This is a genomic window from Dermatophilus sp. B7861-1, from assembly GCF_058996045.1.
The window spans coordinates 2009926-2023168 of record NZ_CM180082.1; the positions used below are offsets into that span (position 1 = coordinate 2009926).

The 13243-nt window shown below is 62.6% G+C and carries 10 protein-coding genes; 2 read left to right on the forward strand and 8 right to left on the reverse strand.

All coding sequences use genetic code 11. The features are described 5' to 3' along the window. Nucleotides 1–52 precede the first annotated feature (52 nt). Nucleotides 53–1798 carry a glycerol-3-phosphate dehydrogenase/oxidase gene (locus tag AC2T9U_RS08910; protein WP_115029447.1) on the reverse strand — a complete coding sequence of 582 codons (1746 nt, stop codon included), beginning with the start codon at nucleotides 1796–1798 and terminating at the stop codon, nucleotides 53–55. A gap of 101 nt (nucleotides 1799–1899) precedes the next feature. Here AC2T9U_RS08910 and AC2T9U_RS08915 point away from each other — a divergent pair, with 101 nt between their 5' ends. Then, nucleotides 1900–2883 carry a sugar-binding transcriptional regulator gene (locus AC2T9U_RS08915; protein WP_493695861.1) on the forward strand — a complete coding sequence of 328 codons (984 nt, stop codon included), beginning with the start codon at nucleotides 1900–1902 and terminating at the stop codon, nucleotides 2881–2883. A gap of 28 nt (nucleotides 2884–2911) precedes the next feature. On the opposite strand, the gene pepN is transcribed toward AC2T9U_RS08915, so the two are convergent. The 7 genes from pepN to AC2T9U_RS08950 form a co-directional block, all read right to left on the reverse strand. Beyond that, the gene (gene pepN / locus AC2T9U_RS08920) at nucleotides 2912–5515 is read right to left on the reverse strand and encodes an aminopeptidase N (RefSeq protein WP_493695862.1); all 2604 of its coding nucleotides are present in this window, start codon (nucleotides 5513–5515) and stop codon (nucleotides 2912–2914) included. A 70-nt stretch (nucleotides 5516–5585) separates the two neighbouring features. Beyond that, a complete protein-coding gene (gene mnmA, locus AC2T9U_RS08925; RefSeq protein WP_208303027.1) occupies nucleotides 5586–6704 on the reverse strand; it encodes a tRNA 2-thiouridine(34) synthase MnmA in 1119 nt (372 codons plus the stop codon). Next, complete coding sequence (locus AC2T9U_RS08930) at nucleotides 6701–7918, reverse strand: cysteine desulfurase family protein (protein WP_493695863.1); 1218 nt, start codon at nucleotides 7916–7918, stop codon at nucleotides 6701–6703. The genes mnmA and AC2T9U_RS08930 overlap by 4 nt, the downstream gene beginning before the upstream one ends. A gap of 68 nt (nucleotides 7919–7986) precedes the next feature. Further along, complete coding sequence (locus tag AC2T9U_RS08935; RefSeq protein ID WP_493695864.1) at nucleotides 7987–9054, reverse strand: electron transfer flavoprotein subunit alpha/FixB family protein; 1068 nt, start codon at nucleotides 9052–9054, stop codon at nucleotides 7987–7989. After that, nucleotides 9051–9848, reverse strand: coding sequence for an electron transfer flavoprotein subunit beta/FixA family protein (locus AC2T9U_RS08940; RefSeq protein WP_115029438.1), 798 nt, complete (start codon nucleotides 9846–9848; stop codon nucleotides 9051–9053). The genes AC2T9U_RS08935 and AC2T9U_RS08940 overlap by 4 nt, the downstream gene beginning before the upstream one ends. 135 nt (nucleotides 9849–9983) lie before the next feature. Continuing rightward, nucleotides 9984–10466 carry a T3SS (YopN, CesT) and YbjN peptide-binding chaperone 1 gene (locus AC2T9U_RS08945; RefSeq protein ID WP_028327069.1) on the reverse strand — a complete coding sequence of 161 codons (483 nt, stop codon included), beginning with the start codon at nucleotides 10464–10466 and terminating at the stop codon, nucleotides 9984–9986. A gap of 187 nt (nucleotides 10467–10653) precedes the next feature. Next, nucleotides 10654–10866, reverse strand: coding sequence for a DUF1737 domain-containing protein (locus AC2T9U_RS08950; RefSeq protein ID WP_493695865.1), 213 nt, complete (start codon nucleotides 10864–10866; stop codon nucleotides 10654–10656). Between the two features lie 190 nt (nucleotides 10867–11056). Between AC2T9U_RS08950 and glgX the strand changes: the two genes are divergently transcribed. Beyond that, nucleotides 11057–13210 carry a glycogen debranching protein GlgX gene (gene glgX, locus AC2T9U_RS08955; RefSeq protein WP_493695866.1) on the forward strand — a complete coding sequence of 718 codons (2154 nt, stop codon included), beginning with the start codon at nucleotides 11057–11059 and terminating at the stop codon, nucleotides 13208–13210. The last annotated feature ends 33 nt before the right edge of the window (nucleotides 13211–13243 follow it).

A 13243-nucleotide genomic window follows, 5' to 3' on the forward strand; every position in this document is an offset into this window, starting at 1 on the left:
ATCGTTGGGTAAGGATTGTGTATTTAGTTGTGGGTGGGGTTTGCCACGTCCCTTAGACCATAGGGGTGATGTCTGGGGCGCTCAGGCGCACGGCTATCGCTTCGGCGTCTGTTTGTTCTTTTTCTGCTTTGGCTTCGGCCTCGACACGTTCACGATAGGCGTCGATTTCGCGCGCGATAGTCTCTTCGTCCCATCCGAGTAGTGGCGCGGCGATTTCGGCGATTTCGGGCAGTGCGGCCAACCCGCGGTCGCGTTGTTCGTAGTCTAGGCGAATGCGTTTGCGCACGATGTCTTCTAGGTGCAGCGCACCTTCGTGGGTGACAGCGAAAGACACCTCGGCTCCCAGGTAGGCGTCTGCTTGTTCCAGGGGGCGTCCGAGGTCGGGGTTTTGGGCGATGATGTCGAGGATGTCGGGTAGCTCATCGCCGTAGCGATCAAGGAGGTGTTGGACTCGTTCGGGGGTGAAGCCTTCGTCGGTGGCGATGCGGTCACGCTGGGCTTGCCAGGCGGGGTATCCGGATGCGCCCACGAGGGGGATTTGTTCGGTAACGCAGGGGCGCTCTTTGGGGCCTTGTTTGCCGTGAAGTCGGGTGAGGGCAAAGTCAATGGCGTCTTCGGCCATGACGCGGTAGGTGGTGAGTTTTCCGCCGGCGATGGCAGAAAGTCCGGGCATGACTTCGGCGACGGTGTGTTCGCGGGAGACTTTGGCTGATCCTCCGTTGCCTTTAACTTTGGGTTGTAGCAAGGGGCGTAGACCGGCGTAGGTGCCGATGATGTCTTCGCGGGTGAGTGGGGTGGCGAGCACGGAGTTGGCGTGTTCGAGAACGTAGTCGATGTCTGCGGCGGTACAGACGGGGTGGGTGAGGTCTTCGGTCCATTCGGTGTCGGTGGTGCCGATGACCCAATAGCGGTCCCAGGGGATGATGAAGAGGACGGATTTTTCGGTGCGTAGGAAGATGCCTGCGGAGCCGTCGATGCGGTCTTTGGGCACGACTATGTGGATGCCTTTACTGGCTAGGACTTGCAGTCCGCCGTCTTGGGTGGCGAGGTCTTGGGTTTGTTCGGTCCAGACGCCGGTGGCGTTGATGACGTAGTCGGCGCGTACGTCGAATTCGAGTCCGCTTTCGAGGTCTTTGACGGTGGCGCCGGTGACGCGCTGGTTTCCGCCGACGTTGTCTTTGAGGTAGCCGGTGACTTGGGCGCGGCTTGCGGCTAGGGCGCCGTAGCCTTGGGCGGTGCGGACGAGGTCGATGACGAGGCGGGCGTCGTCAACGCGGGCGTCGTAGAAGCGGATGGCGCCGATGAGGGCGTCTTCACGGATTCCTGGGAAGAGTTTGCGGGCGCCTTCTTTGCTGTAGTGCTTTTGTGCTGGGACGGCGCTGCGGCCGCCGCCGCCGTATTGGGCGAGCATGTCGTACATGCCGACGCCGACGGCGCTGTATGAGCGTTCGACGACGGGGGTTTTCAGGGGCCAGAGGAATGGCTGGGCTTTGACGAGGTGGGGTGCGGTGCGGGTGAGTAGGAGTCCGCGTTCTTTGAGGGCTTCAGCGACGAGGGCGAAGTTGAATTGGTAGAGGTAGCGCAGGCCGCCGTGGACGAGTTTGCTGGACCAGGCGGAGGTGCCGCCTGCCCAGTCTTGTGCTTCGACGATGGCGACGCGTAGTCCGCGGGTAGCTGCGTCGAGGGCGATTCCGGCTCCGGTGACGCCGCCGCCGACAACGAGGATGTCGACTTTCTCGCTGCCCATTTCCCTGAGTGCTTGTGCGCGTTGTTCACGCGTGAGTTGTGTGCGTTGCATGGGCGTGCTCCCATCATGGCGATTGGTGTTTATTTCCACTTTGTCAGGTGGGTGAGCATTTGTTCAGCGGGTGCACGAATGTGCATCTATGGTGGTGGATTGTGGACGAACGACAGATGGTGGAGGTTGCGCGCTCGTATTACGTGGTTGGGGAAACCATGGAGGTGATTGCGGCACGGTTGGGGGTGTCGCGTTCGTCGGTATCGCGGTTGTTGGCGCGGGCGCGTGAGGTGGGGGTGGTGCGGATCAGCATTGTGGATGGTGGAAGTGCGCCGCGGGAGTTACAACGACATTTGGATCGGGCTCGGGTGCGGGCGCATGTGGTGGATGTGCGTCCGACGAGTACACCGTTGGCGCGGTTGGATGCTGTGGCGCGCACGGCTGGGGCGTTGGTGAGTGAGTGCATGCATGATGGCGCGTCGTTGGGGGTGGCGTGGGGGACGACGGTGGCTGCGGTGGTGGAGCAGTTGCCGCCGCGGCCGTTGCGGAATGTGTCGGTGGTGCAGTTGAACGGTGCGGCTAGTGCGCAGTCCAGTGGGATCACTTTTGTGGGAGAGATTTTGGGGCGGGCGGCGCAGGCGTATGGAGCCCGGGTTCATCATTTTCCGATGCCAGCGTTTTTTGATTATGCGGAGTCGCGGCGGGCGTTGTTGCGTGAGCGGTCGGTGCAGCGGGTGGTGGCGGCGCAGCAGCGGTTGGATGTGGCGTTGTTTGGGATTGGGGCGTTTGCCAGTGAGTTACCTTCGCACGTGTATTCGCATGATTACTTGTCGCGTGCGGATGTGGAGCGGTTGGGCAGGTTGGGGGTGGTGGGTGATGTGTGCACGGTGTTTTTGCGTGAGGACGGCACGTATGCCGATATCGAGTTGAATCGTCGGGCGACGGGACCAACGCCTGCGGTGTTGGGGCGGTTGCCGCGACGTATTGGTGCGGTGACGGGTACAGCGAAGGTGCCTGCGGTGGTGGGTGCGTTGCGGTCGGGGGCGTTGACGGATTTGGTGGTGGATTCGGTGACGGCGGCGGCGTTGACGCGGCGGTTGGATGCGAGGCCGTTGCCGGCGCGGCGGGAGCCGGAGGCAGGGTGATGTGCTCCCGGCTGCCGCGGTGTGGTTGTTAGTTGGCTGGGCGTTGTGCGCGCAGGCTGCGGCGGAGGTGATCGAGGCTTTCGATGACGGGGCGTCGCAGGGCGGCGGGGGCCTCGGGGTGTGTTTGGAGCCAGGTGGCGGCTTGGTGTACTCCTTCGTGTTCTTCGATGGGGGTTCCGGGTTGGTAGGGGTCCCAGGTGGGGAAGGTGCCGCGGATGATGCGTTGGGCGATTTCTTGGGTGTGGGTGTTCCAGATAGTGGGGAGGTTGTCGTAGTAGCGCTGGGTGTATTCGGGGAGGAGGTGGGCGTGTCCGGGGCGGGCGAATCCGCCGGTGAGGGCGGAGACTTCGTCGTTTGATCCGGGGTCGGCGCTCATGAGGCGTTCCCAGGTGCGTGCTTTGGTGTTGGCGTCTGGGAATGAGGCCAGGGCGCGGAGGTGTCGGACGGGGGCTGCTGAGGTGGTGTCGTGGGCTAGTTCGGTGTCGATGAGTGCGCTGTCGGCGTGGCCGGTTGCGGCGAGGGCTTCGAGGAGTTGCCACCGTAGTTCGGGGGTCAGTTCGAGGCCTTCGATGGTGTGGGTGTGGTTGAGGAGGTCGTGGATGTCTTTGGCTCGTCCGTCGTGGGAGGCGGCGGTGCGGGCGAAGGTGCGGGCCCAGCTCAGTTGGGCGTCGGACCCTGGTATGACTTCGTGGATGGCGTTCCAGGCCAGGTCGAGGACGCGGGCGTTGGCTGTGGGGCGTTCGGTTGCGGGTAGGTATTGGTCGATGGCTGGTTGGAGGTGGTCTAGGAGGTCCACGAGCAGGACGGTGTCGGTTTCTCGGGGGGCGTGGCGGCAGACGATGTCGATGAAGTCGCGCGCGGGTAGTTCACCGTCGCGGGCTGCGTTCCAGATGGCTGCGCTGAGTCCGGCGCGGGCTAGTGAGGTGTCGACGTCGCTGTAGTGGGCGGCGACGGTGCGGGCTGAGTCGGGGTCGAGTCGGACTTTGGCATAGGTGAGGTCGTCGTCGTTGAGGAGGACTAGGTCGGGGTTGAAGCCGACTGCTTCGGGTACGCGGGTGTGTTGGCCGGTGACTTCGACGTCGATGCTGTGGGTTCGGCGCAGGGTGCCTTGGGGGTCGAAGCTGTAGAGGCCGACGATGAGTTGGTGGGGGCGTTGGGGCTGTCCGCTTTGTTCGATGATCAGTTCGCAGATGGTGTCGTTTTTGCGGATGACGTGGGGTATGAGGGTGTTGAGTCCGTCGGTTTCGAGCCAGAGCTTGGCCCAGGTGCGTAGGTCTTTGCCGCAGGCATGTTCGAGGTGTTCGAGCAGGTCGGAGAAGGTTGCGGTGGAGAACGCGTGGGAAGCGAAGTAGCTGCAGGCGCCGGCGAAGAAGTGTTCTTGGCCTACGTAGGCGACGAGTTGTTTGAGGACGCCTGCGCCTTTGGCGTAGGTGATGCCATCGAAGTTTTGTTTGGCTGCGGCGACGTCGGGGATGTCAGCGGCGATGGGGTGGGTGGTGGGGAGTTGGTCTGCTTGGTAGGCCCAGGCTTTGCGGCGTGCGGCGAATGCGGTCCAGGCGTTGTGGTGTTCGGTGGCTTCGGCGCAGGCCAGCGCGCCCATGTATTCGGCGAAGCTTTCTTTGAGCCAGAGGTCGTCCCACCAGGTGGGGGTGACGAGGTCACCGAACCACATGTGAGCCATTTCGTGAAGGACAGTGTTGGCACGGGCTTCGTATTGGTTTGTGGTTGCACCAGACTGGAAGACGTATCCAGCGTCGGTGAAGGTGACTAGGCCGGGGTTTTCCATGGCGCCGAGGTTGTACTCGGGGACGAAGATGGAGTCGTATTTGCCCCAGGGGTAGGGGGTGTCGAAGTGGTTGTGGAAGAAGTCGAGTCCGGATTTGGTGATGGTGAAGAGGACGTCGGGGTCGAAGGCATCGACGAGTGATGCGCGGCAGAACATGCCTAGGGGGATGGTGAGTTCTCTGTCGTGGTGGGGGCCGACGAGCCCGGTCCAGATGTCATGGTATCCGACGTAGGGTCCGGCGCAGATGCAGGTGATGTAGGTGGATAGGCGGGGGGTGGGGGCGAAGGTGACGCGGGCGAGTTCGGGCAGGTTGTTGTGGGCGGGGATGGTGGTTCGGTTGGCTTCGGGGCTGCCGGAGAGGATTTTCCAGGTGGCTGGGGCGGTGACGGTGAAGGTGAAGCTGGCTTTGAGGTCGGGCTGGTCGAATTGGGGGTAGAGGCGGCGGGAGTCGGCGGGTTCGAATTGGGTGTACAGGTAGGTGTTTGCGTCGCTGGGGTCGACGTATCGGTGGAGCCCTTCGCCGCTGCGGGAGTAGATGCCGTGTCCGCTGATTTCGACGATGTTGCGGCCGTGATTCAGGTCGCGTAGGTAGATGCGGGCGCCGTCGAATTCGATGGTTCGTGGTTGTCCGTTGATGGTCAGGTGGGTGATGTCTTCGCCGATGAAGTCGGCGAAAGTTTCGGTGATGGTGGAGTCGAATTCGATGCGGGAGGTTACGGGGAATGTGACGAGTGTGGTGTCGGCTGCGGCGGCGAGGTTGATGTCAACCTCGTAGTTGTGGATGTACAGGTGGGTAGAGCGGTGGGCGGCTTCGCTGCGTGTTAGGGCTACATTTCCTCGGGTCACCCCCCAACGCTAGCGGCCATGAGGGCGCTTGTGGTCTTAACCGTATCGACTTGTTGGGCAGGCGTGTTCGTTAGTTGGTGCGGTTGCTGCGGCCGGTTGCGCTGATGGTGCCAGAGCCTACGACGCGTGGCCCGTCGTAGAGCACTGCGGACTGTCCTGGCGCAACGCCTCGGACTGGTTCTTGTAGGTGGAGGGTAAGGGTGGTTTCGTCCGTGGCGGGGACGGTGACGGTGACGGGGTATTCGCGTCCGTGTGCGCGCAGTTGTACGCCCAGGTGGGCTTCTCCGGTGGGGCGTGCGCTGGACCAGCGGAGGTGGTCGATGTCGATTCGGTCGATGCGCAGGAGTTCTTCGGGACCGATGGTGACGGTGTTGCTGGTGGGGTCGGTGCCGATAACGTAGCGGGGGCGTCCGTCGGCGGCGGGGCGTTGTAGGTGGAGGCCGCGGCGTTGGCCGATGGTGTAGGCGTAGGCGCCGGCGTGTTCACCGACGATGGTGCCGTCAGGTTCGGTGATGGGGCCTGGTTCGCTTCCTAGCCGCGCGGCGAGGTAGGCACGGGTGTCTCCGTCGGCGATGAAGCAGATGTCGTGGCTGTCTGGTTTTTTCGCTACGGAGAAGCCGTGGCGGGCTGCTTCTTGGCGGATGACGGGTTTGGTGGTGTCCCCTAGGGGGAACCAGGAGGCGGCTAGTTGTTCGGCGTCTAGGACTCCGAGCACGTAAGACTGGTCTTTGGCGTGGTCGACGGCGCGGTGGAGTTCTCTTTCTCCGGTTGTGTTTTCGGGATCGCCGGGTTCGATGACGCGGGCGTAGTGGCCGGTGGCTACACCGTCGAATCCCAGGGCAAGTGCGCGTTCGAGCAGGGCGGAGAATTTGATTTTTTCGTTGCAGCGTAGGCAGGGGTTGGGGGTACGTCCGGCGGCGTATTCGGTGACGAAGTCTTCGATGACGTCGTTGCGGAATTCTTCGGCAAAGTCCCATACGTAGTAGGGGATGCCGAGTTTGTCGGCGACGCGACGGGCGTCGCTTGCGTCTTCGAGGGTGCAGCAGCCGCGGGCGCTTTCGCGCAAGGTAGCGGCGTTGGAGGACAGAGCCATGTGCACTCCGATGACGTCATGTCCGGCTTGGACCATGCGTGCGGCGGCTACGGCTGAGTCAACTCCGCCGCTCATGGCGGCCACGATGCGGCTCATGCGGTTTTCTTTCGTGTGGTGAGGCGGTGGACGTTGCGGGCGCGCTCTACTGCTTCAGGTAGGGCAGTTAAGGCCAGGTCGATATCAGCGTCAGTGGTGGTGTAGCCGAGGCTGAATCGTAGGGCGCCGGTAGCGAGTTCAGCGTCGTGACCGAGGGCAAGGACAACGTGGCTGGGTTGAGTTACTCCGGAGTGGCAGGCAGATCCGGTGGAGCATTCGACGCCGGCGGCGTCGAGGAGGAAGAGCAAGGAGTCGCCTTGGGCTTGGGGTATGAGGACGTGGACGTTGCTGGCGCTGCGTTGGGTGGTGTCTGTGGGGGCCCATGCGCCGGTGATGTGGGCGTCGGGGATGCTTTCGAGGATGCCTTGAGCTAGACGGTCACGCAGGGCAACCAGGCGGGCCACTTCGGTGTCGCGGTGGGTGACGACGCTGTGCAGGGCAGTTTCGAAGGAACGGGCTAGGGCCAGGCCAAGGGTGCCTGAGCGTAAGGCTCGTTCTTGTCCGCCGCCGTAGGAGATGGGGGCGATGCGGGCGTCGCGGCGGGCGATGAGTACGCCGATGCCTACAGGGCTGCCGAGTTTGTGTCCTGATAGGGCCGCGGTGGTGATGCCGGGGTGGTCCAGGGGTAGGTCGAGGACGCTGATTCCTTGGACTGCGTCGCAGTGGAAGGCGATGGCATGTTCAGCGCAGGTCTCGGCGATGGCGGCGGTGGGCTGGATGGTGCCGATTTCGTTGTTGACTGCCATGACTGTCACGAGGGCCACGTTGTCGGGGCCGCCGTTGTTGGGATCTTCGATGGCGGCGCGGATGTCCTCGGTGGCGATGATGCCATCGGGGCGGGGGGCGACGATTGTGATGGTTGCGCCTTCGTTTTTTTCTAGGGCGAAGACGGCATCGCGCACTGCTGGGTGTTCGATGGCGCCCATGATGATGCGGCGGCGGTTGGGGTTGTCGGCAACGCAGCGGCGGTAGGTGCCTAGGATGCCGATGTTGTCTGACTCGGTTCCCCCGGAGGTGAAGAGCACTTCGGAGGGGCGTACGCGCAGCAGGTCAGCTACGTTTTCGCGGGCTTCTTCTAGAGCTGAGCGTGCTTGTCGGCCGGAATCGTGTTGAGCTGAGGGGTTGCCGGTCATTTGGAGTGCAGCGCTTAGGGCCGCCACAACCTCGCTGCGCGTAGGGGCGGTGGCCGCATGGTCGAGGTAAGCACGTCGCATAGGCACTCCGCGATTCTACGAGCGAGGTGTGGCAGGGGCCACCGGTGGCACTGTTTGTGCGATGGTGTCTAGTTTTCTTCGCTGGTAGGGGTGTGTTCGGGTGCGGGTTGGTCGAGGTGTTGCAGGGCTTGGGGGATGACGGTGAAGAGGTCGCCGATGATGCCTAGGTCGGCTTCGTGGAAGATGAGGGCGTCGGGGTCACTGTTGATGACGACGACGGTGGTGGCGGTGCGCATTCCTGCTACGTGTTGCACGGCACCGGAGATGCCGCAGGCGATGTAGAGGCGTGGGGAGACTGATTGGCCGGTTTGGCCGACCTGGGCGGTGTGGTCGATCCATCCGGCGTCGACGGCGGCGCGGGATGCGGCCACTGCGGCGTCGAGGCGTTGGGCGAGTGTGCGGATTGGTTCGAAGTTACCGTTGGTTCCGCGGCCTCCGGCGATGACGATGTCGGCTTCGGCGATGTCGGTGGGGACGCCGTCGACGAAGGTGCTGGGGTTGCGTGGGGTGCGGGTGATAATGCGGGCGGTGCGACCGCTGGGTGACGTGGTGGCCAGGGTGTAGTGGTGGGGGGTGACTGGGTTGGCGCTGGGGGTGAGTGCTCCAGGGCTGAGGCAGACGATGAGAGTGGGGGTGGTGGAGACTGCTTCGACGACGTGTGTTCCGGCGAAGGCGCTTTGGGTGACGACGTAGCCGTTGGGTGCGGCGGGGTCCGCGGCCACGGCGATGGCATCGGTGATGAGTCCGGCGTTGAGGCGCACAGCGAGGCGTCCGGCGATGTTGCGGCCGGTGTGGCTGCTGGGGAGCAGGACGAGGCGAGGGCTGGTCGTGCGGACAAGGTCGGTGAGAGCGTTGAGGGCGGGCAGGACGGGGTGGATGGCGTCTTCACCTGGGTCAAGGGTGTAGATGTGGTGGATGCCGTGGCAGGCGGCGGCGTCGGTGGCGGCGTGGCCGTGGGCGCCAACGTAGAGGGCGGCGGCGCTGTCTGTTGCTGAGGTGAGGTCGGCGGCGAGGGTGAGCCGTTCGTGGGCAGATCGGGGCAGGGTGTCGTGCTGGTCGAGGATGAGGGTGAGCACGTCGTGCATGGGGGTCTCTTCGTGGGCGTGGGCGTGAGGGGTCGCGGATGTTGGGGTCATGCGGGGCGGATTCCGTGGGCGCGCAGGAGTTCGGCGAGGGCTTGGCCGCCTTGGTCTTCGGTGACGATGGTGTGCTTGCGGTGGGTGGAGGTGGCGGGGGTGGCACTGCGGACGTAGGTGCGAGCGCCGTGGTGTCCGACGGTGGTGGGGTCGATGCCGATGTCGCCTAGTTCCCAGGTGTATACGTGTTTGCTGTTGGCGGCGATGATTTGCCGGTAGGTGGGGTATCGGGGTTCGTTGATGCGGTCGGATACCGAGATGATGGCTGGTAGGTCGGCTTCGACGATTTCGTGGGCGTCGGGGGTGGCGCGGTGGATGCGGGCTACACCGTTGGTGATGGTGAGTTCGTCGGCGAAGGTGATCATGGGCAGGTCGAGGCATTCGGCGAGCATGGCGGGGATGACGCGCATGCCTCCGTCGGTGGATGCCATACCGGACAGGACGACGTCGATGGGGCCGAAGCAGGCGCCGATGTGTGTGATGGCTGCGGCGAGTACGTGGGAGGTGGAGACGGCGTCAGATCCGGCTAGAGCTGCGTCGGTGACGTGTACGCCGATGTCGGCGCCCATGTGCAGGGCTTTGCGCAGCGCGATGGTGGCGTCTTCTGGCCCGACTGTGAGAACGATCACCTGGTCGTGTTCGTGGTGTGTTAACCGTAAGGCTTCTTCGACGGCGTATTCGTCGAGTTCGTTAAGGATGCCTTCGGTTTCGCGATCTGTGGTGTTGTCGCGGGTGTCGAATCGACGGGTTGCGGTGGCATCGGGGACGAACTTGGCCGTGACGACGATCCTCATTGATTTTCGCCTCCCTGTCGGGACGTGGGCTGTTCGTGGCCGTGGTGGGTGCTGGTTTCCCATGCTCGCATGGGTGTGGCGCCCACCCCTGGTCAGACCGGGCGGGCGCCACTGTGCCTGTGTTGGCGTGGTGTCTCAGATGGCGCCGGGGCCGCCAGCCAGGCCGCTGCCGTCGCCGAAGATGTCTTCGCCGAGCATGAGCTGGTGCCACATCTGCACACCGGAGAGAACGAGCTGGTAGGAGAGCTGAACGTAGGGCATGACGAGCTCATCAGGTCGGACGATGTGTTCGCAGGTGACGACGAGAGTGCCGTTGTTGATGCCGACCTTGGCGACGTTGAGTCGCAAAGAGAGATCGTTAGCAGCTTTGTACCAAGCCATTTCGTCTTGGGGTAGGTCGGCGCCGATCTGCCATTGGCCGAAGACTCGCATGACGGGCAGGTCGCCCTCGGTGGTGTGGACGAACAGTTGCTGGCCTTCGACTTTGAAGCTGACGTCGCCATCGGCGTCGATGTCGGGGCGGAAGCCCTCGTCTTGGAGTGCATCCAGGACCCGTCCGCGCAAGGGGTGTTCGTCTGAAGGCGGAGGGAAGCTGGGAAGGCTGGTGGGATCAGTCATGGGTCAACGGTATCGGCCTGTGGGGTGGGTGCGCGAGGTCTGGCGTGTGCGCACTTCATCGGGGTGTCGCGCGCACAGGGTGTTTCTTGCGTGCTGTTGTTGTCTAGCTGAACCTTCTTCGAGTTGGTCCCGTCAGAAAAGCGATTCTAGAAACTCATTTCGTGCTGGTGAGGTTTTGGTGCATCTGTCAGGCAGGTCGCGACGAGGAAAACGGCGTCGGTTCCTCACGTTGCCATAGCACTGCTTGAGCTACGTATCCTTGCCCATCTTTGGTGGTGATGGCAGGCGATCCGTAGAGGCTGTATCCGAGGTCGAGAGCTTGACTGACTTTGCGGCAGAAAGAAGCATCGTCAAAGCCAGTGAGTAGGCGGTAGCGAGGTAGACGATCAGCATCGGGCATATGTCATATATTTCCGCATCTTGCGGCCTGCCATATGTTCATGGCTTTTTCACCTGGAGTGCGTGAATGCTTAAGGATCGTTTTTCCTGTTTCTTAAGGGTGCTGTAGCACTGCTGCTGTCTGCTCGGAGGCCTTCTGTCTCAACGACACTGCTCACCACGCAGCACACCAGAGGCCCTACTGTTGTCGCGTGTCTTCTTCGCTACGACTTCCGCGCCTGGGCGCCACTGTCAGTGAACGCGGAACTCGCTTCTCGCTCTACGCCGACAATGCTTCCTCGGTCGACCTATGCCTTTTTGACCAGGTTGGAGGAGCCGAACGACGGTTACCGATGGAAGATGGGGCACACGGGTTGTGGTCCTTGTTTGTTCCTGGTGTAGGAGCAGGGCAGCAGTATGGGTTCCGTGTGAACGGCCCATGGGACCCGGCCTGTGGACACCGACACAACCCGAACAAACTCGTCCTAGACCCTTATGCCGAGGCCATCACTGGGAAAGTCACATGGTCCCCTGAGGTTTTCGGGCACCACGTCAACGCAGATTTCGCTGGTGATGTCACCCGGCGTGACGACCGTGACAGCTCACCATTCGTACCCCGATCCGTAGTGGTCAACCAGAACACGTACGAATGGAACGACGCATTTATGCGGCGGGTGCCATGGACAGAAACATTCGTGTACGAAATGCATGTACGCGGAGCCACAATGCAACATCCAGGGATACCGGAAGAACTGCGCGGCACATACGCTGGCGTGGCGCACGAGGCATTCCTGGACCACTTGGAACGCATCGGTGTTACCGCTGTCGAGCTACTGCCTGTGCACACGTTCACTGACGAAGTGCACCTGGTGAAAAAGGGGCTCTCCCAGTTCTGGGGGTACAACACGTTGGGGTTCTTCGCCCCTCATGAGGGGTATGCCCACGCCACCACTGCCCAAGGTGTCATTGACGAGTTCAAAGCGATGGTGGATGCGCTGCACTCGCGCAACATCGAAGTGCTTCTGGATGTGGTTTATAACCACACTGCCGAGCAGTCCAAAGAAGGTGGCACTTTGTCCTGGCGCGGCGTGGATAACGCCTCCTACTACCGCCTAGACGGGTGGGGGCAAGACATCGACGTCACTGGATGCGGAAACACCCTTGATCTGCGGGATATCTCAGCTCTGCGGATGACACTGGATTCACTACGGCACTGGGTGCACCACTACCACGTAGATGGATTCCGTTTCGATCTGGCAGTGGCGTTGGCGCGCGGCCGTGACGACGGCTTCGACCCAGGCCACCCTTTCTTGATGGCATTGCGCGCCGACCCGGTCCTGTCACGCGTGAAGTTGATCGCAGAACCATGGGACGTGGGCATCAATGGGTGGCGCACTGGGCAGTTCCCGCCGCCTTTTTGTGAATGGAACGATCGTTTCCGCGACGTGGCCCGCACCTTCTGGCTCCAGGACGTCGCCGCTGGTGGAGCCACTGGGCACGGGGTCAGTGACATCGCCACCCGCCTGGCCGGCAGTGAAGACCTTTTCGGTAACCAAGATCGAGGTCCGCTAGCTTCCATCAACTATGTCGCCAGTCACGACGGCTACACCCTGGCTGACACCACCGCCTATGAACGCAAACACAACGAAGCCAACGGTGAACAGAACCGAGATGGCCACGGAGACAACCGCTCCTGGAACCACGGCGCCGAAGGCCTCACCCATGACACCGACATCTTGCGCCAGCGACGCCGCTCGGTGCGCAACTTACTGGCCACCACCCTGCTCTCTACCGGTACGCCCATGATCTGTGCTGGCGATGAGTTCGGCCGCACGCAGGGGGGAAATAACAATGCTTACTGCCAGGACAACCCCACCAGCTGGTTGGACTGGGATCACGGCGAAACCGAAGAAAACCTCATCGACACTCTTGCTTTCCTCTCTCAGCTGCGCGCCGACCATCGCGTGTTCCGGCAGTCGCGTTTCTTCACCGAGCGCCCTAACCCTGCCGATCGGCGCGTTGATGTGCGTTGGTACGGTCGCCTCGGGCGATCTTTGACCCCGCAAGCGTGGGGTGACCCTGATCAACGAGTCTTGCAGATGATGCTCATCGGCGAAGGACTGGAAGCCACCAGTTTTCTTCTTGTGCTTCACGGCGCGAACACAGCTGGCGAGATCGTTTTGCCCCACCCCCCGCACAACCATGTTGGTTCCGAAGAAGAACCGCACCAGCTGTCTCGTTACGAGCTCGTCTGGGACAGCGCCTGGGAGACTCCTGCTGGTGCCGAACACACGGCGCATGATCCGGGTGAGTACGTCACCATGCCGGCTGCGTCGATGCGGGTCTACGAGCTCATCACGAGCTAACCCGCTTCTAGCGCCCTCGCCTTCCAACTCACC

Excerpts from the sequence above, each read along its gene's own strand:
- AC2T9U_RS08945 (WP_028327069.1), bottom strand. The coding sequence starts at position 10,466 with ATGACTGATCCCACCAGCCTTCCCAGCTTCCCTCCGCCTTCAGACGAA.
- AC2T9U_RS08910 (WP_115029447.1), bottom strand. The coding sequence starts at position 1,798 with ATGCAACGCACACAACTCACGCGTGAACAACGCGCACAAGCACTCAGG.
- AC2T9U_RS08950 (WP_493695865.1), bottom strand. The coding sequence starts at position 10,866 with ATGCCCGATGCTGATCGTCTACCTCGCTACCGCCTACTCACTGGCTTT.
- AC2T9U_RS08935 (WP_493695864.1), bottom strand. The coding sequence starts at position 9,054 with ATGACCCCAACATCCGCGACCCCTCACGCCCACGCCCACGAAGAGACC.
- mnmA (WP_208303027.1), bottom strand. The coding sequence starts at position 6,704 with ATGAGCCGCATCGTGGCCGCCATGAGCGGCGGAGTTGACTCAGCCGTA.
- AC2T9U_RS08940 (WP_115029438.1), bottom strand. The coding sequence starts at position 9,848 with ATGAGGATCGTCGTCACGGCCAAGTTCGTCCCCGATGCCACCGCAACC.
- AC2T9U_RS08930 (WP_493695863.1), bottom strand. The coding sequence starts at position 7,918 with ATGCGACGTGCTTACCTCGACCATGCGGCCACCGCCCCTACGCGCAGC.